General features: G+C 48.4%; 19 protein-coding genes and 1 riboswitch. Of the genes, 6 read left to right on the top strand and 13 right to left on the bottom strand.

What is annotated here, in order from left to right; all coding sequences use genetic code 11:
- Positions 1 to 215: 215 nt before the first annotated feature.
- From ACIFQM_RS04700 to isdC, 7 genes are all read right to left on the bottom strand, one after another.
- On the bottom strand, positions 216 to 1031 hold the full coding sequence (locus ACIFQM_RS04700) for an ABC transporter ATP-binding protein (protein WP_430036759.1): 816 nt from the start codon (positions 1029 to 1031) through the stop codon (positions 216 to 218).
- Positions 1021 to 2004 carry a FecCD family ABC transporter permease gene (locus ACIFQM_RS04695; protein WP_430036762.1) on the bottom strand — a complete coding sequence of 328 codons (984 nt, stop codon included), beginning with the start codon at positions 2002 to 2004 and terminating at the stop codon, positions 1021 to 1023. Before ACIFQM_RS04695 ends, ACIFQM_RS04700 begins: the two co-directional genes overlap by 11 nt.
- A gap of 14 nt (positions 2005 to 2018) precedes the next feature.
- On the bottom strand, positions 2019 to 2954 hold the full coding sequence (gene isdE, locus ACIFQM_RS04690) for a heme ABC transporter substrate-binding protein IsdE (protein WP_430036764.1): 936 nt from the start codon (positions 2952 to 2954) through the stop codon (positions 2019 to 2021).
- Positions 2955 to 3112: 158 nt separating this feature from the next.
- Positions 3113 to 7105 carry an NEAT domain-containing protein gene (locus ACIFQM_RS04685; RefSeq protein ID WP_430065070.1) on the bottom strand — a complete coding sequence of 1331 codons (3993 nt, stop codon included), beginning with the start codon at positions 7103 to 7105 and terminating at the stop codon, positions 3113 to 3115.
- An 87-nt stretch (positions 7106 to 7192) separates the two neighbouring features.
- Entirely contained in the window at positions 7193 to 7693 is a 501-nt protein-coding gene (locus ACIFQM_RS04680) for an NEAT domain-containing protein (protein WP_430036769.1), read from the bottom strand.
- 32 nt (positions 7694 to 7725) lie between these two features.
- Positions 7726 to 8193: an NEAT domain-containing protein gene (locus tag ACIFQM_RS04675; RefSeq protein WP_430036772.1), complete on the bottom strand. Its 468-nt coding sequence runs from the start codon at positions 8191 to 8193 to the stop codon at positions 7726 to 7728.
- A 71-nt stretch (positions 8194 to 8264) separates the two neighbouring features.
- Entirely contained in the window at positions 8265 to 8780 is a 516-nt protein-coding gene (gene isdC, locus ACIFQM_RS04670; RefSeq protein WP_283653305.1) for a heme uptake protein IsdC, read from the bottom strand.
- 398 nt (positions 8781 to 9178) lie between these two features.
- Here isdC and ACIFQM_RS04665 point away from each other — a divergent pair, with 398 nt between their 5' ends.
- From ACIFQM_RS04665 to isdG, 4 genes are read left to right on the top strand one after another with little or no spacing between them, the layout of a single operon-like run.
- The gene (locus ACIFQM_RS04665) at positions 9179 to 10159 is read left to right on the top strand and encodes an ABC transporter substrate-binding protein (protein WP_430036776.1); all 981 of its coding nucleotides are present in this window, start codon (positions 9179 to 9181) and stop codon (positions 10157 to 10159) included.
- Positions 10160 to 10162: 3 nt separating this feature from the next.
- A complete protein-coding gene (locus ACIFQM_RS04660; protein WP_430036779.1) occupies positions 10163 to 11161 on the top strand; it encodes a FecCD family ABC transporter permease in 999 nt (332 codons plus the stop codon).
- Positions 11158 to 11949 carry an ABC transporter ATP-binding protein gene (locus tag ACIFQM_RS04655; RefSeq protein WP_430036782.1) on the top strand — a complete coding sequence of 264 codons (792 nt, stop codon included), beginning with the start codon at positions 11158 to 11160 and terminating at the stop codon, positions 11947 to 11949. Before ACIFQM_RS04660 ends, ACIFQM_RS04655 begins: the two co-directional genes overlap by 4 nt.
- Position 11950: 1 nt before the next feature.
- Positions 11951 to 12307 carry a heme oxygenase gene (gene isdG / locus ACIFQM_RS04650; RefSeq protein WP_430036785.1) on the top strand — a complete coding sequence of 119 codons (357 nt, stop codon included), beginning with the start codon at positions 11951 to 11953 and terminating at the stop codon, positions 12305 to 12307.
- Positions 12308 to 12420: 113 nt separating this feature from the next.
- Here the strand turns inward: isdG and ACIFQM_RS04645 are convergent, their stop codons facing one another.
- From ACIFQM_RS04645 to ACIFQM_RS04630, 4 genes are all read right to left on the bottom strand, one after another.
- Entirely contained in the window at positions 12421 to 13407 is a 987-nt protein-coding gene (locus ACIFQM_RS04645; protein WP_430036788.1) for an MBL fold metallo-hydrolase, read from the bottom strand.
- Between the two features lie 193 nt (positions 13408 to 13600).
- On the bottom strand, positions 13601 to 13711 hold the full coding sequence (locus ACIFQM_RS04640; RefSeq protein WP_430036791.1) for a cytochrome bd oxidase small subunit CydS: 111 nt from the start codon (positions 13709 to 13711) through the stop codon (positions 13601 to 13603).
- 6 nt (positions 13712 to 13717) lie between these two features.
- Positions 13718 to 14749 carry a cytochrome d ubiquinol oxidase subunit II gene (locus tag ACIFQM_RS04635; RefSeq protein ID WP_430036794.1) on the bottom strand — a complete coding sequence of 344 codons (1032 nt, stop codon included), beginning with the start codon at positions 14747 to 14749 and terminating at the stop codon, positions 13718 to 13720.
- Positions 14746 to 16092: a cytochrome ubiquinol oxidase subunit I gene (locus tag ACIFQM_RS04630; protein WP_430036797.1), complete on the bottom strand. Its 1347-nt coding sequence runs from the start codon at positions 16090 to 16092 to the stop codon at positions 14746 to 14748. Before ACIFQM_RS04630 ends, ACIFQM_RS04635 begins: the two co-directional genes overlap by 4 nt.
- A 464-nt stretch (positions 16093 to 16556) precedes the next feature.
- On the opposite strand from ACIFQM_RS04630, the gene ACIFQM_RS04625 reads away from it, so the two are divergent.
- Both ACIFQM_RS04625 and ACIFQM_RS04620 read left to right on the top strand, forming a co-directional pair.
- Positions 16557 to 17690 (top strand): virulence factor, encoded by a 1134-nt coding sequence (locus tag ACIFQM_RS04625; protein WP_430036800.1) that lies wholly within the window; start codon positions 16557 to 16559, stop codon positions 17688 to 17690.
- A 122-nt stretch (positions 17691 to 17812) separates the two neighbouring features.
- Positions 17813 to 18014, top strand: a riboswitch (Lysine riboswitch).
- Between the two features lie 134 nt (positions 18015 to 18148).
- Positions 18149 to 19615: an amino acid permease gene (locus tag ACIFQM_RS04620; RefSeq protein WP_430036803.1), complete on the top strand. Its 1467-nt coding sequence runs from the start codon at positions 18149 to 18151 to the stop codon at positions 19613 to 19615.
- A 122-nt stretch (positions 19616 to 19737) separates the two neighbouring features.
- On the opposite strand, the gene ACIFQM_RS04615 is transcribed toward ACIFQM_RS04620, so the two are convergent.
- Together ACIFQM_RS04615 and ACIFQM_RS04610 are read right to left on the bottom strand one after the other, a co-directional pair.
- A complete protein-coding gene (locus tag ACIFQM_RS04615; RefSeq protein WP_430036806.1) occupies positions 19738 to 21120 on the bottom strand; it encodes an MFS transporter in 1383 nt (460 codons plus the stop codon).
- A gap of 51 nt (positions 21121 to 21171) precedes the next feature.
- Positions 21172 to 22299, bottom strand: a complete 1128-nt coding sequence (locus ACIFQM_RS04610; RefSeq protein ID WP_430036809.1) for a transglutaminase domain-containing protein — start codon at positions 22297 to 22299, stop codon at positions 21172 to 21174.
- Between the last annotated feature and the right edge of the window lie 76 nt (positions 22300 to 22375).

The following is a 22375-nucleotide window of genomic DNA, read 5'->3' as shown; positions in this document are numbered from 1 at the left end:
AATTACCGACGGCAATAGTATAACACACAACGGATCGGATTCGAACCGTGTGTCAACCGAACAACCCTGAAACCTCCGTCGATATTCTAAAAATAAAATAAAAAATGCTTCCATTCCTACGATTGTCTCCTGACAAAAACGCGGGCCAGAACCATTTTTTCTTGTTTGCAATTTCGATGCCGCTGGAGACAGACGAGCTATTCAGCAGACAATATCTACACTCCCTGTGCTTGTAAATGTATGGAAGAATCTGCGGAAGCCCCAACCCCTATCGGAATCAGATACATTCCCGCCTCAGCGTCATGTCTTACGACTACTTCCACGCCGTAGACTGCCTGAATCATATCGGATGTGACGACCTTAGCGGGCGGACCGTTCGTTATAATGCGTCCTTCCTTCATGGCAATCATAACGTCGCTATAACGAATAGCCTGATTGATATCATGCAGCACCATTACGATCGTCAGGCCGTGTTCCTGATTTAACTGCCGGATGAGTTCCAAAATTTCAAGCTGGTAGTACATATCCAGATAGGTGGTCGGCTCATCCAAAAATAAAATCGGTGTCCGTTGTGCCAAGGCCATTGCAATCCATACACGCTGCCTTTCTCCCCCGGATAGCTGATCTAGCGTGCGTGTTCTGCGTTCCTCCAGATTCGTACAGGCTAGCGCCCATTCGACCGCCTGCTCGTCCTCGTCACGTCTTGCTGTGAACATGTTCTTATGCGGAAGTCTTCCGAAGCTGACCAGCTTTTCTACGGTCAAGTCAGAGGGTGCCTCATTCTGCTGATGAACCACCGCCAGTTGACGGGCCAGTTCCTTGGGCTTGTATCGGGCAATCTCTTTACCGTCCAGAATCACCTGACCCAAGCGGGGAGTCGCATTGTTCGACATGACGCTAAGCAACGTCGATTTGCCACAGCCGTTGGGACCAATGATGGTTGTAATCCGTCCCGGCTCAATGACAGCATTGATGGCGTGAAGACGATCCGTTTTCCGGTCATATGAAAAGGTAATATCCTTAATGTCCATAAGTGCGATCCGCCTTTCTGATCAGGAATATCAGGAACGGCCCGCCAATGACGGCCATAATAATGGAAGCCGGAATTTCATTGGGAGCAAGTACCGTCCGGCCTAGTGTATCCGCGAGCAGCAGCAGCAATCCCCCGCATAAGGCAGAGAACGGAATCAGCCATTTGTGATCCGAACCCACCAAGTAGCGGGCACAATGCGGAACGAGCAGGCCGATAAAGGCAATAACTCCAGCAATGGCTGTAGCCGTTGCCGCAAGCAGCACAGCAATGACAGAAATCAAAAGACGCGCACGCGTCACATTGAATCCGAGGTTTTTAGCTGTTTTATCTTGCAGAGACAAAAAATTGCACCATGAAAACACGAGCATGGCTAAAATCAGCCCCATCCCGCCATAGGTCACAATAACCTCGACATCGACCCATTTTTTCATGGACAAGGTTGAGGTCGTAACCTGATTAATGCTGGTGACCGCGTAACTGCCCCGATAGTTAAACGACTGCCCGAGACCCGAAAAAATCGCATTCACAGCGACCCCGATCAAGATCAGACGAATCGGATGCAAGCCGGATTTCCATGAAAATCCGTAAACCATGAGACAGGCCAGCGCACCACCGATAAAAGAAAAGAAGGGCATCCAGAAATAGAGTGCCGGAAAGATCGTAACCGCAATCAGCGAAACCAAAGCCGCCCCCGAGGAAATACCGATAACCCCGGCATCAGCCAGCGGGTTTTTCATCACGGCTTGCAGTAAAACACCCGCCACCGCAAGCGTGGCTCCCGCCATCACGGCTACGATAATTCTCGGTAGTCTCAAATCCTTGACCACATTCACCTGATCATCCGTCCCTGTCCACAATCCGGTCACCAATTGACTCAAATTCACCTTGAGACTGCCTGTCATCGCTGAATAGAGAATGACGCCGATGAGCAAGGCGATTACAACGATAAAGCTCCAACCTTTTTTCGACATGTCATCAACTTCCTTTAATTCGAAGGATACAACATTTTCACCAGCTCATCCAGTGCCGAGTTTACCGCCAAATTTCCTGTTGTTCCAAACAGCGGCTCTGGCAGATCATAGACGTGTCCGTTTTTCACAGCGTTAAAATGTTTCCAAATATCGTTAGTTTTGAACTCTTCGTCGAACATTTTGACCACTTCATCCGGCATCCCGTGTGCAGCACGCAAAATAATATCCGGATTGGACTGTTGCAAGGCTTCTGTATTGTGGGCAATAAATTCAACCTTCTCACCTTGGACTACATTCGTCCCGCCTGCGATTTTAACCAGATCCCCTATATAGGAATGCTCGGTAGCCACCAGATAGCTTCCCGGCACCCCCAGCAAGATCAAGACTTTAGGGGATTTCCTCTCTTTGATCTTTTGTTGAATCTCGGTTACCTTGGCGTCCAAAGCTCCATTAATCTCCCTGGCCCTTTCGGCTTTGCCGAACGAATCTCCCAGCTTTTGAATTTCTTTTTGCATATTCGCTAGACTTTCAAAATTCAAAAATTCGGCATTGATCTTCATGTCCTTAAATTTAGGCTCCAGATCATATTTTAGTGTCGTAACCGACAGTACGTCTGTCGGCTTCAACGACATCACCTTTTCCATATCAGGACTCATCGGATTGCCCACATCAGGGACATCCTTGTAACGGTCAGGCAGTACTTTCGTGCTTGTCGGCTTGCCTGCCAAATCCAGGCCCAGCGCATCCGTAATTTCCGTAATGGCTACCGTTGTAGCGACAATACGTGATTGTGCTTTATCGCCAGACGTTGCCACCGATTTTGCACCTTCATTATCGTTCTGTCCGGCCGCCGCCCCTCCCGAGCATCCAGCGAGCAACAAAAGCACCAGACCGATCAACATATAAAAGCAGAACGTTTTCCTTTTTACCACAGCTGCATATCGTTTCATGAAAGCCAAATCACCTCAATTCAAAATATAGAAGCAGCCTGAGCCTCAACTTTTCGGGTAATGAAATGCTGACAAGTCTTGATGCCAGGGCACCAAGACTTGCTTGCATACAAGCTATTCTGTTATTGGAGCAGGCTTGATGCTACTGCGACCTGATGCTACTTTGCTTTCAGACTCGCTTCATCAAACTGGAATTGAACGGTATACCAGTGATCATATGGCACGCCACCAAGAACTAAACCGGGCACAATGACGTGTGTGTAGGCACTGATTTTCCGAGACAAGTCCCCTGCTTCAAATTGAATGACACGCGTATCGCCAGATGTCGAGATGACCTCTACATCTTTCAGGCTACCATTCTGCTCTACTTGTAGAATAGGCATCCAAGAGCTATTTTTCAAAGTGACTTGAATATAACGCTTGTCTCCCTTTTCAATCAATGTAGCAGGCTTGTCGAGGTATCCATCCATGACGGAAGCTTCGCTCGTTTTATCTTTAAATACGTTGTAATTGATCGAGTATTGCTTCTCGGAAGTGACTGTTTGAGCTGGTTGCTCCACTACAGGTTTCGTTTCAGCCACAGGTGTTGGCGTTTCTGCTGTCTGCTCAGTAGCTGGTGCGGTTGTAGCTGCATTGACTCCCTCACCTTTAAGCGATGCACGGTCAAATTGAATTTGTCCGCCGAACTTCTCGTTCACAATAAATTTCTCAGGCAAGTATACCTGTGTGTACACGCTCAGCTTTTGGTCCAGATCAGGCACTTCAAAAGCGATGGTATGCGTGTCACCTTTCGTGTTGGAACCAACAACGGTTGGATTGGCATAGCGGCCTTCAAAGTCCGTTTGGAACAACTTCAAAGCCTGATTGTCCGTAACGGTGAGATGTGCTTGCACTTTGCCATTCTTCACAACCAGCTTTGCGAGACTCTGTACAAAAGGCGCCACAAGAGAATCCTTGTCTGTTCCATTCGCCAGCACACGGAAGCTCGCTGTGTACTCTCCATCGGCTAAATTGCTCTTCCCTTTTTCAACTTCGCCTGTCTTTTTATCGTTGTAATACGTTACATCGCTAGTATTGAATTTGAATTCAAAATCATATACCTTCTCCACACGATCCTCAGCCTTGAAGACCATCGGAGCAGCACTCGCTACCTTGGGAGCTTCGTAAACAACCAGTTGGCCTTTTACGTTGTTCTTAAAGTCGCTCACGCTAAAACGAACGTTCTTTGTATTACTTGCTGCATCCTCCTGGGTCACTTCTGCGTCTTTGTAGCCTCCGCTTGCGTTATCCCAAATACGCAATGCCTTCACTTCATTACTGTTTTGCAGCTTCAGATCTACAAAACGTTTGTCGCCTTCCACGACCAATTGCGCTGGTTCATTGGCAATAAAGCGTTGAGCCGGAGAATTCTCTCCTGTTGTTCCATCCGCTAATACAATACTGAATTTCAAAACATATTTACCATTGGCGAGCTTGTCAAAATCCAATTTAACGATTGGATCTGCCGCTCCTGTAGAGGACGGTTCGACAAAGCTGCGAATGGTAGCAGGCTCGAATTGATACTGCACATCGTATACGTGGTCATAAGGGATGCCACCCAAATCCAGACCCGGTACAATGACATGTGTATTCACTGAAACTTTATCCGATAGATCTGCGACTTCAAATTGGACGGTTCTTGTATCTGCGGAGGTCGATTGATCAATAACCTGAGCCTCTGCACCGTTTACCTTGAACGTTTTAATCCAGCTGCTCTTGTCCATTTTGATCTGGATCAAATTTTTGCCGGATTCCTTCAACAGAGTGGCTGGTTTTTGCATATAGCCATCCATCACAGATATTTCATTGCTTCCATTTTTGAGTACGGAGAAATCAATGCTATATTTGCCGTTCTCAGTCCCAGGAGTTGTACCCCCATCCGTTCCTTTAACCGCAAGGCTGCTACGGTCGAATTGAAGACGAATCTTATGGTCCATCTCATAAACCGTTCCGTTATAGCTCGTATTTACGTGGACCTGTGCATTCAGAATGGCGTCCAAATCCGCCACTTTGAACTTTACAACACGAGTGTCTGCTTTCTTGTCCACACTTACGACATCTGCATCCGTTAACGTTCCATTTTGTTCCGTTTTAAACTCGGTCACTGTGGCACTGTCTTTGATCGTAAAGGAAGCTTCATACTTACCCTTCGATACCGTCAACGTTGCTGGAGACACCAAGTATCGTGCCATCGCGGATGCTTGATCCTTGGTAGCATGCAGGGCATCAAAGCTGATGGAGTATGTGCCGTCCGCCAAAGTCGATGGTGTGCCTGGATTTGTTGGTGTCGAATCTTTAAGCGTTATACTATTTCTATCAAATTTTAGACGGATCGTATGGTCCATTTCATAAGAGGTTCCGTTGTAGCTGGTACTAACATGAACCTGTGCATTTAAAATGGCATCCACATCAGCCAATGGGAACCTCACCATGCGAGTATCGGATGCTTTATCCTCACTCACAATGTCCACGTCCGTTAATGTTCCGTTTTGTTCGGTTTTGAACTTCGTAATCGTTGCGCTATCCTTGATCTGGATGGACACCTCATACTTGCCTTTCGTCACTGTCAGTGTTGCTGGCGACACCAAGTACCGTGCCATCGAAGAGGCTTGATCCTTGGTTGCGTGCAGCGCATCAAAGTTAATGGAATACGTACCATCTACCAAGGTCGAAGGTGTACCTGGATCAGGTGTAACATTGCCGTTAAATTGGATTTGAACATTGTACCAATGATCGTATGGTACTCCGCCCAATTCCAAGCCAGGTACGATAACGTGAGTGTAAGCATTTACTTTGTTAGACAGACTTCTTATTTCAAACTCTACTATGCGTTGGTCACCCTCAGTGGATACCGTAGCCGCTTCTTCATATTTTCCATTCTGCTCTGTTTGGAAGGATGGTATCCAACTGCTGTTTTTAATCGTCAGTTGAACGTACCATTTGTTTCCTTTTTGGACTACTTTAGCTGGCTTTAGAGTATAGCCGTCCATAACAGACATATCTTGCGACTTATCCTTTAAAACAGAGAAGTCAATACTTCCCGATTGCAGAGAAGAACCCGGATCAGGGGTAACACTGCCGTTAAACTGAATTTGAACATTGTACCAATGATCGTATGGTACTCCGCCCAATTCCAGCCCAGGCACAATAATGTGAGCATAAGCATTTACTTTGTTAGACAGATTGCCTACTTCAAACTCGATTGTACGTTGGTCACCCTCAGTGGATACCGTAGTCGTTTCTTCATATTTTCCATTCTGTTCTGTTTGGAAGGATGGTATCCAACTGCTGTTTTTAATCGTCAGTTGAACATACCATTTGTTCGCTTTTTGAACCAGTTTAGCTGGTTTTACAGCATAGCCGTCCATAACGGAAACATCTTGCGATTTATCTGTCAAAATCGTGAAGTCGAGGCTTCCTGGTTGTAAAGGAACTTCGGGTTCTGGCGATGTTACAGGCGGAGTCGTCTCCTCTGCAACCTTTATTGTAGATGGATCAAATTCAATCGAGTTTTCTCTTTTTATATTTTTGAAATTAAAATCCACATCAATTTTCTGAGTTAAATCATACACGTCAAATGTTACAGATCTTTGATTATACTTATCTCCTGTTTGGATCAAATCTGAAACATGAGCAGAGATACCTTCTCCATTTTGTTTCAATTCAAAATCTGTTAATAATGGTTCTGTTGGATTATCAATATTCAAAGAAACATGATACGTAGCTTGTCCGACTGACGCATTATACTCTACTTTAAAAGTAGCTGGTTTCACAAAATAGAGAGCTTGTGGTGAATTGTTGCCTGTTTTTCTGTTCTTCACTGCATATTCAATCGAATATTTATTGGAGTCCTGAACGACGCTGGGGCTCTGTACCTCTGCAACTGAAACCACACCTACCGATGGTGCCGTTTCGTTCTCTGTCAGGGTTGTTTCCGCCATACTTGGTTCTGTCGAATATACATCCTCACTCACAGAAGTAGCAGACGCACCAGATTCAGTTGATGTGACAGTATCTTCGGCAGATACAACTGGTGCAGACGGGAAAACAACCGAAAGCAGCATGGCAAAGGTCGCTAACATTATTAAGTATTTTCTAAATTGCCTCTTCAAGTGTATTAATCCCCCTACTTAAAATATACTCATTTGAAGCTCTCCCGGGCTTCAAATGAGTATTCAAATCAATACAATGTCTCTGTACTAATTCATCGTATCTTCATCAAAACCAAATTGAACGATGTAATCGTGATCGTATGGCACACCGCCAGTATATTCTTTCGGCACGCTTACGTGAAGTTTAGCGTTCAATAGCGCGGACACATCGCTCACCGGAAACTCAACCACTCTAGTATCACCGGATGTGCTGACTACAGCTGCATTCACATATTGACCATTTTGTTGTGTTTTGAATTCAGTGACCCAAGCGCTTTTGGTAATCATCACTCTAACCTTGTACTGACCATTAGCAGCAATCAAGGTAGCTGGCTTCGCCACATAACCGCCTGTATCCATGTAGGAAGGTGAAGTTGTACCATCTTTGTACACTGTGTAATCAATGGTGTACGTACCATTAGGCAAAGCCGCATTCGCTTTATTTGCAGAAAACGGAGCTAGTACCACAAAAACAAGCGCAGCCATCAATACAGTAAGCATCACTTTTTTTAAAGACAATTTTTCCATACGGTTCATGATCATGTTCATGTTCTCAGTCTCCTTTTACGTTTTATTTTGGATTAGATTTCGTCGAATTGCAGTTGTACATCATACTGGCCTGTGTAACCAATAACTGGAATAGTGATTTCGGCATAAGCGTTGACTTTAGCATTCGGGTCAGCAACTTCGAATTCTACTACACGAGTGTTGCTGGCAGTATCTGTACTTACCACAGTCGCGTCTTGCAGTACGCCATTTTGTTCCACTTTGAACGTTGTGATCAGATTGCTGCTTTTCACAGTCAAATGAACAATAGTTTTACCATTAGCCACAGTTACCTGAGCTGGTTTCGTCAAATAGCTATCCAGACGCGAGGTTTCATTCGTTTGGTCTTTCAGAACAGTATAGTCTACTGCATACGTGCCGTCCGCTGCTGCCGCTTTAGCTGAGAATGGAGTGAAAACTGCAAAAACAAACGCTGTCATGATCAAGGCTACGAGTACCTTTTTGAAAGAAAACGATTCAAAGCGATTCATTACCATATTCATATCTACATACACTCCTCTATTTTTTATGCTTGAATTTATGTTGATTTCATGAACGATAAGATTGCTTGAATTTACTTCTTAGAAGATTTGGTTGATTTCGTTGACTGGACTGCTGCTACTTTTTTGACACTTTTGGAATCAAAAGCGAAGCGAATGGTATAGTCATGATCGTAGTTATACGCAGGGACGGTAACATGAATTTTTGAAATTAACGGACTGTTCACAGTTGTTATTGGAAATTGTACAGTGCGGGTATCGGTTTTGGCATCCTTATGAATGACCTTTGTGTCGATGATTTTTCCTTTGTAATCCACTTTAAACCCGGTTGTCCATTCGCTGTGATTCAGCTTGATTTGCATGGTCATTTGGCCTTTTTTCACATACAGCTTGGCTGGCTTCTCAAAATAATCATTAGCCATGGATACAGAATCATTTTCGGCCTTGAGAATATCGTATTTAAGCGTGTATGTACCATCCGCCAATTTTGTAGAAGCCGTAGCGGCTACCACAGATGATGAAGTTGGCCAAAAGCTAAGCACACTGACCAGCAGAAACACAGCAATCATTGCAGAATAACCCTTCCTCATTTTGACAGCAGTCCCTCCCCACGAGAATATAAGTTAATTGATTATCATTCTCAATTGAATTTTAAAAAAAAATAGCTCTTCTTGAGCTTTTCCTCCCACCTTTCCATCCAGAAATTCGCAAAACCAAGTGAACCCATCACCAATATATCTTACACTTTTCGAATATGTCAATATGTATTTGCGTGTATATAACCCCTTGATATATGCTATTTTTTAAGAAAAATTTAGGATACCTTCCTCTATACCATGAATCCCCTCCTCTCCATTTCAGTAAATAAATTATTTAAAATTTTGGTTTTTTCAATTGACAATCCCCGTTGATATTCATTATCATTCTCTTATACATAAATGAAAATGATTATCATTATTGTTTAACTTAAAATTGCAGGAGGAATGACATGAAATCTTATGTGTTGTGGTCATCCGCAGCGCTTTTATTGGCAGTTACCGGATGCAGTAACGATACTCCGGCCGCAGATCACAAACCAACCACTGCATCTGTATCTGCCACTTCCGGCACAACAAGCGATGCGGCAATACAGGTTACTGATTTTTCCAAGCGAACGTTGGCGTTCCAAGGTATCCCTCAACATATCATTGCTCTCAGCAATGGCGATCTGGATATCATATATGCTTTGGGCGGAACAGCCGTCGGCAGACCCAACTCGAATGGACCTTCCGTCGTGCCTGCTGCTGAAAACGTTCAACAAGTAGGTTCTACTCATGAGGTCGATCTGGAGAAAATTACGATGCTCAAACCAGATGTTGTATTGGGCAATTACCCTATGAATGAGAAGGACATTCCAGCTATTGAAGGTGTCGGTTCACAGCTGCTGCTGACAGGCGCCAATTCAGTCCGGGATATTCAGTCGCAAATTACACTCTTCGGGCAATTATTGCAAAAGCAGGCTCAGGCTGTGAAGCTGAATCAGCAAATTGACCAGCAGATAGCCACCTTACAAAAGGAAACAGCCTCTACCTACAAACCTAAAGCGCTACTTGTTTACGGAGCCCCGGCCACATATATGGCGGCATTGCCGAATTCATTAGGTGGAAATATTCTGGAACTAGCTGGCGGTGCCAATATTGCCGCTGATTTTCCGGGCCTGCAAAATTTCCCGCAATACGCGCAGCTAAACACGGAACGCATCGTACAGGCCGACCCTGACTACATCCTGATTATGACCCACGGCAATACGGAGGAGGTCAAAGCTGCATTTATCAAGGAAATGCAGGAAAATGCAGCCTGGAGCGGAATCAAGGCGGTCAAAAACAATCAGGTCGAGGTATTACCCTCTGATCTGTTCGGAACCAATCCGGGCACACGGGTTACTGAGGCACTGGATTTGATGCACCAGAAGCTGTATCCGGCGAAATAAGCGATGAACAAACTACAACGCGCCAGAAGACGCACCATCGCCTGGATTACGCTTCCGATCTTGCTGTTAGCTGTATCCGTGTACGGCCTGGCTTACGGATCGGTGTCGATTCCACTACGAGAAATCAATCAGGTTTTGCTACATCATGATGACTCCACCTATCGCACGATCCTCATGGATCTCCGGCTGCCCAGAGTATTAGTGGGTCTGCTCGTAGGAGCCTGTCTGGCAGCTGCGGGAGCACTTCTTCAGGGAGTCATGAAAAATCCACTGGCTGATCCCGGCATTATTGGTGTATCGGCTGGTGGCGGACTCGCTGCGGTCATCACGATGGTCATGCTTCCACAGCTTAGCTACCTTCTTCCGGTAACTGCCTTTTTGGGAGCCTTCCTGACTGCCGTTGCAATTTACCTGCTGGCTTGGGATCGGGGCGCTTCTCCCGTCAAAATCGTATTAGCGGGTGTTGCGATCAACGCACTGCTGGGCGCGATCATGAACGGCGTGATGGTCATGTACAGCGACCGCGTGCAAGCGGTTCTCCCTTGGCTATCCGGTGGATTGAACGGACGAAGCTGGCATCATCTGGAGTTCATGGCACCTTACGCCATCATTAGCTTAATCGCCTCCCTGTTTGCGATCAAGCCTGCCAATTTGCTGCTACTGGGCGACGATTCAGCGCAACTGCTCGGACAGCGTGTAGAGCTTCAGCGGCTGCTCATTATTTTGCTCTCTGCCCTGCTCGCCGGTACGGCAGTCAGTGTAGCGGGGCTGATCGGTTTTGTAGGACTGGTTGTCCCTCATGTCATCCGATTGCTGATCGGGGAGGATTACCGTTTCCTCCTTCCCCTTTCCATTCTGGGCGGCGGGACACTGGTCGTACTGGCGGATACAGTGGCACGGTCCTGGTTTGACCCGATTGAACTGCCTGTAGGTATTTTGCTGGCCGTCATCGGAGCGCCGTTCTTCTTAATCCTGCTCAAGAAACGGGGGAATTTCGGATGACAGCCATTCAGGGTGAGCATATCTCCTTGCAGCGCGGGTATTTCAGGCTGGACGATGTAAACATCACCTTGCCCGCCGGACAGCTCACTGCAATTGTCGGGCCCAACGGTTCGGGCAAATCCACGCTTCTACGGATCATTACTCGGCTGCTCAAGCAGGATCAGGGGCTGGTTTCCGTACTGGGCAAGCCCGTGCAGGAGTACAAGCGGCGTGATTTTGCCCAGACGATTACCATGCTGCCGCAAATGAAGGATATGCTGCCGTTATTAACGGTTCGTGAGCTGATTGCTTACGGAAGATCCCCTCATGCCAAAGGCTTGAGGACACGGCATACCGGACAGGATCAGCATATTGTAGACCATGTCATGGAAATCACAGGCATGAAGCCCTATGCGGATCGGATGTTCCATACTCTATCGGGAGGTGAACAACAAAAAGCGCGAATTGCAATGGCTTTGGCCCAACAAACGGGCATTCTTTTGCTCGATGAACCTACCACTTTTCTGGATATCGCCCATCAATTTGAGGTTATGGATATGCTGAGGCGTATTAATCACGAGTCTGGCTTAACGATTGTTATGGTACTGCATGATTTGCAGCAAGCTGCGGCCTATTGTCATCATATGATTGCGCTTAAAAGGGGACGAATCGCCATGGCTGGCGAACCCCGTCAGATTTTGACGTCTGCTTTTCTTCGCGACATTTATGAAATGAACGCTACTATCAAATTTGAGGATGGCTATCCGGTCATTATACCGACCATACCACATCATTCAGGAGGAATTTAATATGATTATTATTACCAACACATCTAAAATCACCCCGGGCAATGCCCACCTGCTCATCGAACGCTTTAACAAAGAAGGTAAAGTGGAAAAAATGGAAGGCTTCCTCGGTCTGGAGGTACTGCTCACTGAAAACACAAAAGATTATGAGGAAGTAACGATTAGCACACGCTGGAAGGAAAAAGAGAACTTCCAAGGCTGGACCAAAAGCGAGGCCTTCCGTGAATCACACAGCCACCGCCAAATTCCGGACTATATATTAGAAAATAAAATTACGTTTTATGAAGTCAAAATCGTGCGTCATCCCATTAGCATCGCCGACTCCGATTCCTCTCTGGTGAACGATACCGAAGCGGTCTAATCCTGTAACACAGCGACAGACTTGTCTGCCCGCACCTTTTCACATATTCAAGCCAACCATAAAAAGCGACTCCGCAGACCATTGTCCGCAGAGTCGCTTTTTATGTGGAATCCTCAGATTGTAGTTGAACAGCGGCTTTGAATTTTCAGCGTCTCACCGTGTCCCAGTATATGAATGCGCTCCTTGGCGATGCCCAAGCGTTCACGCTCCGCTTCGAGACGATCCAGCGCCTCTCTCGGCGTATCATCCGCCAGCTTAAAGGCTCCGTAATGCATCGGGATCATCTGATCCGCACCGCAATCCACGAACCCCTGCAACGCCTCCTCCGGTGTCACATGCTGCGAAGTCATGAACCATTCCGGCTCATACGCACCAATCGGCATAAAGGTCAGGTCAATGTCAAAGCGCTCGCCAACCTCCTTAAAGCCACGAAAATATCCGGTATCTCCCACAAAGTACAACGTCGGTGCAGCTGCCGTTTCTGTGACGGACGTGGCAGAGCCAATCACCTGCTGCTCACTTTGCAGCACATATCCACCCCAATGCGAAGTATTCGTATCAAACGGCGTACGCCGCGTCCAATGCTGGGCCGGAACAAATGTGAAGCACACCCCGCCTATCGTAAAATGATCCCACCATTTCAGCTCATGGCAGTTACGGAAGCCTTTGCGGACCATTTTCGACTTTAACCCCGAAGGTACAAGCATCAGCGTATCTGCACGATACAATTTGCGCAACGATTCCATATGCAAATGATCATAATGCGAATGAGACAGCAGAATGATGTCCAACGGCGGTACATCCTGAATGCGGATGCCGGGCGGAGCCAGTCTTTTGTCGAAAGCCATACGCTCAGCCCACACCGGATCCGTAACAATATTCAGTCCGAGGTATTGGATGAAAAAGGTAGAATGCCCTACCCAGGTCGCCGTCGTCGTTTCCCGGTTACTGTGCAAAAACTCCAGCTCCGGCGGATGGTTCGGAACAACGAACGTATAATCCTTCGTTTTGCTGCGGCGCTCCTGCCGCCATTGTCTGAATTGCTTGAGTGTTTTATCCGTGTTGACATGATCCATGTTGTTAAAACGAACTTTGGGCATGATGTAACTCCTCCCCTGATGGACCCGTTCTCCAAAGAAACCGAAGCGGCTCAATTCATTTATATATTACACGCAAGTGTGAACATCCAATGATGCAACATGCTGGTGTATGTAAAGTATAATTCAATCCGCCTTTTACATGCAAAAATGGACCCTCCCCATCAATCAGGAAGGGCCATCTCAGATGCTGCTGTCAGTCCTGTGGATTTTTAAAGCGTGCCGAGTACATAAACAGAAATCCAATCGCCACCACAATAATAATAGGCGACTCATACATGATCGTAAAATGCTCGAAAGCAGCCATTTGTACTCACCCTTTCTTCCCCGCTTGTCCTCGCACATAATCCGCATCGAACAGGAACAGTCTCAAGATCAGGATCAGTGACGGAATCAGCACCAGCAGCCCCGCACTAAACGCCGCAATCAATGCATACGCCATGGCGGAGTTCGTAAAGCTGTGATGCACATTAATGTAGGGATACAAAACATACGGCAAATGCGAGCGTCCATAGCCATACCAGGCAAATGCAAATTGCAGCATGACCAGAATAAAGGTGGTTCCGAGATGACGCCGCCGCCATACCAGATAGACAGCTCCGACAAAGCAGATGAAGGAGGCGACAAACATCCATGCCATGTTCAGCATATTGGCAAAGTGGTCCGGATTTTGTTTGTTAATCTGAAAAAATGCGAGCAGACTCGCCACAATCGTTGGGCCGCTCCAGAGCAGCGCATATCCACGCACGATTTCAAAAGCAACCTTGTCTCCTGCCCTTTTGGCATAATAGGACAGAAACATCGCCGAGATATACAGCACACTCACCAGCGCCAGGAAAATAACCGCCCACGTATAGGAGTTGCTTAATAACTCACCCCAGCGCAGATGAACACCTGTGCTGTTCTCCACAATAATGCCGCCTTCCGAAATGGCGAGAACCGTCGACAGCGCCGCCGGAATCAGCAGCCCCGTCGCACCGTACAATGCCATGTAGACGATATTATTTGTACCGGAATGTCCATACGTATTGTACGCATAATACACCCCGCGAATCGCGAGAAGCACAATGGCAATACTGCCGGGAACGAGCAGCGCGGTGCCATAGTAATAAGCCGCATCCGGGAAGAAACCGTTCAGTCCCACCACGAAAAAAATGAGAAATACGTTCGTTACCTCCCACACCGGTGATAAATACCGTTGAATAATGTTGTGGATTTTATTCTGGTGACCTGTCAGCACACTGTAAAAGCTGAAAAAGCCTGCGCCAAAATCAATAGATGCCACAATCAAATAACCGAACAGGAAGGTCCACAAAATGGCGATACCGACAATTTCATAGCTCACTTCCCTTCAGCCCCCTCCAGCCCCAGCTGCCTCAGCTCCTCCACTGCATCTTTATTACGGAACAGCTTGCTGAGGACCTTAATGGCCGAGAAACACAGCACGAGATACAAAATGATAAACAATATCAGCATCCATCCGACACTCGTGGAGGTGGTTGCCGCCTCGGACACCTTCATGTAGCCGCGCAAAATCCACGGCTGCCTGCCCACCTCCGCAAACATCCAGCCCAGCTCAATGGCTACCATAGCCATCGGCCCCACCAGAATAAGTGCCAGCAGCAGCCATTTGGGGTATGGTTTGCGTCCCGGCAAACGTTTGCGAATCAGATACAACAGCGGAATGACCAGAATCAGCACCCCGGTGGTGATTTTGAGATCGAACATATAGTGGATAGACAACGGTGGACGCTGATCCACGGGATAATCATTCAGTCCCTTGACCTCCGTACTGGGCAGGTTACCGGCTAAAATACTAAGCGCATAAGGCACTTTCAGGGCATACTTGATATCTCCGTTCTTGTCCATATAACCGCCATATACGAAAGGAGCGTGCGTCATGGTATCAAAATGCCATTCGGCAGCAGCCAGCTTTTCCGGTTGATATTTGGCCAGAAATTTACCGGAGGCATCTCCGATCATCACGGTGCTGATAGCAAATACAATGGTGCAGGTGGCGGTCAGCTTCAGCGCTTTTTTGAAATACGGGTGGTTACGCCCCCGCAGCAAACTATAGGCAGCCAGTCCCATCAGCAGCCCGGCGCTCAACGTATACGAGGAAGCCAGCACATGAGAAACTTTGGTCGGCGTGGCCGGATTCAGCATGGCCTGGATGGGATGAATATCTGTCATGACTCCATTTTTAAGTGTAAAGCCTTGAGGCTGGTTCATGAACGAGTTCACAGTTGTAATAAAAACCGCTGATGCAGATGAGGCAATCGCTACCGGAATGAGCAGCATCAGGTGAAAATATTTGCTTTTAAACCGATCCCAGGTGTACAAGTAGATACCCAGAAAAATGGCTTCAATGAAAAAAGCAAACGTCTCCAAAAACAGGGGCAGCGCAATCGCTTGTCCAGCCACCCGCATAAAGGTAGGCCAAAGCAAGCTGAGTTGCAGTCCAATGGAAGTACCTGTGACGACACCTACGGCAACGGTGATGACAAACCCTCGCGCCCACCGTCGGGCCAGCAGCGTATAGTGCGGATCACCAGTTCGCAGCCCGCGCCATTCGGCGAGCGCAATCATCAAAGGTACGCCAACGCCAATGGATGCAAATACAATATGAACAAACAGGGTAATTCCAGTCAACATCCGGCTTAGCAATACGGGGTCCAGTGAAGACAAATGGTACTCACTCCTTCATTTCACATTCTAAATAGAAAGCACCTGCATATATTCCTTTGGATTACGATCTAGGGAGTCAGGCGGGCTATGCTTTTAATGACTGCATACAGCATAATAGCCGCTATCACAATACACACAATAATGAGCGTCCTTTCCTGCTTGCGGAACATGGGAACGCCTCCTTTACTCGTCGTTTGGAGCATGGGGAGAACACATCTTAGTCTAGCTAAAATTTGTTATTTTTAACCATGCTGCCGTTATAAATTTAGCAGGATTCCATTTTGGATATTGCTATGTGCATTCGAATCGTTCTGGGCAGCTACTTTTTAGCCTCATTAGTGTGAGATTTATCATTGTATTTTTCTCAAAATGACGAAATCTCTCTTTGGAGACATTCGTAGAATGAGGTACAATACAGATAAGCTATATATGGAGAACTTTTGAATAGGAGGCTGTACCGAGCTATGAAAATAACATCTATCGAGCCAACTCCCAGTCCGAACACCATGATGCTGCATCTGGATGAACGGCTGGAAGCGGGCATTCGCAGAACATATACACGGGATAATGAACGCTCCGCTCCCCCGTTTATCCGGCGTATGCTGGGCATTGAAGGAGTCAAAAGCGTGTTTCATACGACGGATTTTGTAGCCCTCGACCGCAAAGGGAACGCAGATTGGTCTACCATTCTGGGTCAGGTTCGGGACCGGCTAGGCGAGGAAGGCGCAGACGCCAATTGGGACTTGCCGGAGGAAACCTCAGGGGAAGCGTTTGGTGAGGCACAGGTATTTGTGCAATTTTTCCGGGGCATTCCGATGCAAATCCGGGTCAAAGCGGGCCAGCAGGAGGAACGGATTTCCTTGTCCGACCGTTTCGTGCAGGCCGTAACCCGGGTAGCCAGCGCGACACTGATCAAGGAGCGCAAGCTGAGCGATTACGGCGTCCGCTACGGAGAGCTGCCGGATATCGCACGCGAGGTGGAGCAGGAGTTGGAGGCGGCCTTCCCGCAGGAGCGGCTGGAGCAGATTATCCAGCAGGCGATTGCCCACGGCGCGGACAACAGCGAATTCGTGGAGGAACGCCGCGAATGGAGCGATGCTGAGCTGGAGCAGGCCCTACAGCACGAGGATTGGCGTACCCGCTACGCCGCGCTGGATCGGTTGGAGCCGACGCCCGAGCATTTGCCGCTCATCCGGCAAGCGCTGCATGACGACAAAATGCAGCTACGGCGGCTGGGGGTCGTCTATCTGGGCGATCTGCGCACACCGGAGGCGATGGAGCTGCTATTCGAGGCGCTGCGTGATCCTTCAGCGGCCGTACGCCGTACGGCGGGCGATACGCTGTCGGATATCGGCGACCCGGCGGCTACCGGAGCTATGATCGGAGCCTTGTCAGATAGCAGCAAGCTGGTTCGCTGGCGGGCTGCCCGCTTTTTGTACGAGGTCGGCACCGAGGACGCGCGTGACGCGCTGGAGAAGGCTGTTGATGACCCCGAATTCGAGGTCAGTCTACAGGCCAAAATGGCGCTGGAGCGCATTGAGTCAGGCGAGCAAGCCGCAGGTACGGTTTGGCAGCAGATGGCTAAACGCAACTCTTAATTTATGATTTTACGACTGGACCTTCAAAAAATTGTCGATTGTCAGAAGATGTACAGGTACGCTATACTTTAGTTTGCTATACAATAACATATCATGTCATACACCTCATCAACCCTGTTTTATGATGAGGTAGAGGTCGCGGATGTAATCAGTACACCGGAGGAGACGCCAAGAGCCGTCTGTGATTCCTGTGGAAAGGTGCATCCGCCGAAGTATGCGGAGTCGACTCTTTGTAAACCTCCGAATGCTGGGGCTGCTAACCGAAAGGAGCAGAACTGTCACGCGATGTCCTAACACAGACACGTGTGTTGAGCTATCTTGTTATAGAAGAAGGTATGGTGCGGAATGCATAGACAAGGCCGCAGGCGTATTCCCTGCGGTCTTTTGACGTTTGTAATCCCCCTCCTTCAGGCTCTTGCCCTGACATGAAATACCATTTCATGAAGGAGTGTTTGAACGTGCAACACAAAGCGACACCTGCCGCAACCTTGCGGAAAAGTCTCAAAGCCCGACATATGACGATGATCGCCCTCGGGGGCTCCATCGGAACAGGCCTGTTCCTCGCCAGTGGAGGCGCGGTTGCAGAAGCCGGACCCGGAGGTGCCCTGCTGGCGTATGCAGCAGTCGGCCTCATGGTTTACTTCCTGATGACCAGCCTCGGTGAGCTGGCTACGTTTATGCCTGAATCCGGCTCTTTTAATACCTATGCAGGCCGTTTCGTCGATCCGGCTTTTGGCTTCGCCATGGGCTGGAACTTCTGGTACAACTGGGCCGTGACAATTGCCGCCGAGTTGGCAGCGGCGACCGTGCTGATCAAATACTGGTTTCCCGAAAGTCACTCCGCCTGGTGGAGTTTACTATTTCTGGCCGTGATCTTCGCGTTGAACGCGCTGACAGTCAAGGGCTACGGTGAATCCGAATACTGGTTCGCCATGATTAAAATTGTAACCGTGGTTATCTTTTTGACTGTGGGTGTGCTGATGATCTTCGGCATTATGGGGGGTCCAGCGATTGGCTTCGCTAACTTCACTGTGGGCGATGCCCCGTTCCATGGCGGATTTTTCGCCGTATTGGGCGTGTTCATGGCCGCAGGCTTTTCCTTTCAGGGAACGGAGCTGATCGGGGTAGCCGCCGGAGAGAGTGAAAATCCGCGTGAAAATGTGCCGCGTGCCATCCGTCAAATCTTTTGGCGCATCCTGTTCTTTTATATTCTGGCGATTCTCGTCATTGGATTGATTATTCCGTACACCAATCCGAATTTGCTGCGGGGAGATATCAGTGACATCGGGGTCAGCCCGTTCACACTGGTATTTGAAAAAGCGGGGCTTGCCATTGCCGCCTCCGTCATGAATGCCGTTATTTTAACTTCCGTATTGTCGGCAGGTAATTCCGGGATGTACGCGGCAACACGTGTACTGTACGCTTTGGCACGGGAAGGCAAAGCCCCCCGTTTCCTCGGACATATCAATCGGCGCGGCATTCCCATGAATGCACTGCTGATCACGACCGCTGTCGGTATGCTGGCCTTCCTCGCCTCCCTGTATGGGGACGGTGTGGTGTACAACTGGCTGCTAAATGCTTCCGGGATGTGCGGGTTTATCACATGGGTCGGTATTGCGGTCAGCCATTATCGTTTCCGCCGTGCCTTTACTGCACAGGGTCGCAGTCTGAGTGAGCTTCCGTACAAAGCCCGCTGGTTCCCGTTTGGTCCCTTGTTTGCCTTCGCACTGTGTATCATCGTGATTATCGGGCAAGGTGCCGATGCCTTTACCGGGCAAGCCATTGATTGGAAAACGATGATCGCTACGTACATGAGTGTGCCGCTGTTCCTTCTTCTGTGGCTCGGCTACAAATGGATCAAGCGTACCAAAATCGTTCCACTCCATGAGTGTGATTTGGACCCGGATGCGTCCTCCGGTAAATAAACAATAGTAAAAAAGCCCGTCTCCGGGCATATACAGGTGAAAATGCGAATGAACGATCCTATGGATCGGATCAGGTTCATCCGCATCTTCTCCCTGATATGTGGAGAGACGGGCTTTTTCTGTTATTCGGAAGAAGAAGCTACCGGGGCTGTCAAAGACAAAGACATAGACAAGGCACGGCGGCTAAACATGCCATAAATCACAGCAATCAGCGTCAGCAGTGCAGAAAACAAATACAAATTAACGATGCCCAGATGATCTGCAATCCAGCCCATCAGCAATAGCGAGATGCAAAACGTCATGCTCGTCAGCGTAGCCTGTGCGGATAGCACCTTGGGTAAATCGTGCACAGATACGCTCATTTGCATCATCGTGCGGCGGGATACGACGGACATTTCCGCAGGCAATCCCATTAACAGTACGATCAGCAGCGTCAGCGGCGGTAATGTGTTAAGCGCATACCAAGCCGTTAACAGTCCATAGCAAGCCATCCCCACCAGCATCGCGGGCAGCAGTCTGCGCTGCAAATACTTGACACAAGCGAGAACAATGATCCCACCGCCTATCGCTCCTGCAAAATACGCCGCATTAATGTACCCCCACCATGCCTCACTTTTGTGCAACACCTGCTGAGCGAAGGCAAGCGTGAATGCTCCTACCCAAACCGAACCACCCAGCAGGTCGATCATATCCATAAAAATAAGAGCCTTGAGCCTTCGGCTGGCTCCGATAAGACTCCACCCTTCGCGCAATATTTCCTTTTTGCGTTTGGGAGGTAACGCCGGGCTTTCCGACTCCGGGCCGTACAGCGTGTCTTCCAGCTGTACGAGAGGCATATCATGATGCTCTTGCCCCTGTTCAGCCACAGCTCCGGACGCTAAGGTGTCTCCGCTTCGCACCCGAGTTCCGGGTTGCAGTAAATAATGGGCTTTGCCCTCTAGCGGATCACGGATCAAGCTGGTAAAGATCAGGGCCACCGTATACAGCCCGCAAGCGACCAGCAGTGTTTTTTCCGAGCCCATTACGGCTACGAGCACACCGCTCAGCCCCCATCCGGCCAATTGTACGGTCTGATCGCTGACCGATACGAGACTGTTCGCCCGCATCAGCCCTTCCCCAGACGCAAGGCGCGGAATCAGCGCATTACGTGCAGGTGTGGTCCAACCGTCCAGAAAGGACATGGCTGCTACCAGTGTAAACACAAGCACCCATACTGGGTTTGTTCCCGCTGACCACAAATGCCCCAACAGAAGAGCGAAGAAAGCCAGTTGGCCAAATTGAGAAACGAACAGAATAAATGGAAGCTGGAACCGAGCCAATATCAGCGGTGCTAAAAAGCCGCTAATCATCTGTGCGCCCATTCGCAACAACGGAACGAGAACCGAGGAAAAGATTGAATCCGTTTCATGAAACACCAGAGAAACCAGCGCCATGATATAAAGGATATCGGCCGCATTCGACATCGTCTGCGTGCCGAGCAGATAAGTAAAAGAACGCTTATGCATATGAATAAAATACTCCCTTACGAATGTGCTTTTTTTATTGCAGCAAAATGATCAGGTCCATTTCAGAGTTACACGAAGATTTCCGGTGCTGCCTAAATCTGTGATCTGATAAGAGATGGTTTTTACCCCGAGCTGATACAACGATTGTAAATCTTCTTTGAGACTTCGCTCTGTCCCCTGATAGCCAAAGGTAAGCGTGGCCCCTCCCTTATTCATCTCTTTGCGAACCTGCTCCTTGATTTCGGAGGATGATTTAACCAGACCCTTGCCGTCTTGTAGCGGATATTCCAAGTTATTGTACAGCTTTTGATACACAGCAGCCTTGGGTCCTCCCGCAGCGACCAATCCCGACAATGTCTGCCGATACGAGGTGTTCGCCTGAGGATACTGTTTAACCCAGGAGTGATCCCTGCGCATTTCGGCATCAGTCAATAGATAATACGAATTGCTTACCTCGTTGCCACGATCCGGGGTCGGATCATCCCATGTCGTATCCATGTGGTACCATTGTCCATCCAGCAAAACAAGATTCCATGCATGCAGTTGGCCCCCTGCTCTTCCCTCCACAATCCGGTTGGTAATCCCGGTGCGTTCCAGCATTTTGTAGGCGAGCAAGGAATAGCCCTGACACACCGTGCTTCCGGTTTTCAAACCATCGTATGCTGTGTACTTTTGCAGCGTCTCATCATATTTCAAACGAACCACGATCCAGTCATGAATGGCCTTCACCTTCTCATGATCCGTCATCCCCTTCGTAATGATGTCCCCCAGCACAGCTTTAACCGTGCTATCTACATATGCAGTCTGCTCCTTCGTCTCCCGGTAACTCAGACGGATCGTAACCTCGGCGGACGTGGTTGTGCCTGTATAGCTGAATGCGTAGCTTTTGATCGTATAATTCACATAGGGATCGCTCTCCATCGCCTGCTTGATGGCTGTCTGTAGCTGCTGCTTGAGACCGTTCACCCGCCCTTGATATGTAAAGGTCAGCGTTTCACTCCGCGTAGCCATGGCCTGTAAGAGCTTATTCTGAAGCTGCTGTGACGAAACGGATGGAGCTGGCTTGACCGACGCAGCATATACATTGTTCCCCCACTCCACAGCATGCGGCAGCAACACAGCCAGCACTGCACCTGCCGCCAGGCATTTTATAAGCCTAACCCCGATTTTTCTGTTCATACAGAGCGTTCCTGCCCTTCTTAGCATAATTGTAAACAGCTCTATCTTACCATAAAATCAGTTGGCCCAAGGACTC

The sequence above is a fragment of the Paenibacillus sp. NRS-1782 genome (assembly GCF_050467685.1).
GTDB lineage: Bacteria > Bacillota > Bacilli > Paenibacillales > Paenibacillaceae > Paenibacillus > Paenibacillus terrae_A.
The sequence above is the reverse complement of the archived record's forward strand: the minus strand, read 5'-3'. Positions and strand labels throughout refer to the sequence as shown.

Coding starts and splice junctions, on each gene's coding strand:
- ACIFQM_RS04610 (WP_430036809.1), bottom strand. CDS start 22,299: ATGAACAGAAAAATCGGGGTTAGGCTTATAAAATGCCTGGCGGCAGGT.
- isdC (WP_283653305.1), bottom strand. CDS start 8,780: ATGAGGAAGGGTTATTCTGCAATGATTGCTGTGTTTCTGCTGGTCAGT.
- ACIFQM_RS04665 (WP_430036776.1), top strand. CDS start 9,179: ATGAAATCTTATGTGTTGTGGTCATCCGCAGCGCTTTTATTGGCAGTT.
- ACIFQM_RS04640 (WP_430036791.1), bottom strand. CDS start 13,711: ATGGCTGCTTTCGAGCATTTTACGATCATGTATGAGTCGCCTATTATT.
- ACIFQM_RS04700 (WP_430036759.1), bottom strand. CDS start 1,031: ATGGACATTAAGGATATTACCTTTTCATATGACCGGAAAACGGATCGT.
- ACIFQM_RS04695 (WP_430036762.1), bottom strand. CDS start 2,004: ATGTCGAAAAAAGGTTGGAGCTTTATCGTTGTAATCGCCTTGCTCATC.
- ACIFQM_RS04660 (WP_430036779.1), top strand. CDS start 10,163: ATGAACAAACTACAACGCGCCAGAAGACGCACCATCGCCTGGATTACG.
- isdE (WP_430036764.1), bottom strand. CDS start 2,954: ATGAAACGATATGCAGCTGTGGTAAAAAGGAAAACGTTCTGCTTTTAT.
- isdG (WP_430036785.1), top strand. CDS start 11,951: ATGATTATTATTACCAACACATCTAAAATCACCCCGGGCAATGCCCAC.
- ACIFQM_RS04615 (WP_430036806.1), bottom strand. CDS start 21,120: ATGCATAAGCGTTCTTTTACTTATCTGCTCGGCACGCAGACGATGTCG.
- ACIFQM_RS04645 (WP_430036788.1), bottom strand. CDS start 13,407: ATGCCCAAAGTTCGTTTTAACAACATGGATCATGTCAACACGGATAAA.
- ACIFQM_RS04680 (WP_430036769.1), bottom strand. CDS start 7,693: ATGAACATGATCATGAACCGTATGGAAAAATTGTCTTTAAAAAAAGTG.
- ACIFQM_RS04675 (WP_430036772.1), bottom strand. CDS start 8,193: ATGAATATGGTAATGAATCGCTTTGAATCGTTTTCTTTCAAAAAGGTA.
- ACIFQM_RS04625 (WP_430036800.1), top strand. CDS start 16,557: ATGAAAATAACATCTATCGAGCCAACTCCCAGTCCGAACACCATGATG.
- ACIFQM_RS04655 (WP_430036782.1), top strand. CDS start 11,158: ATGACAGCCATTCAGGGTGAGCATATCTCCTTGCAGCGCGGGTATTTC.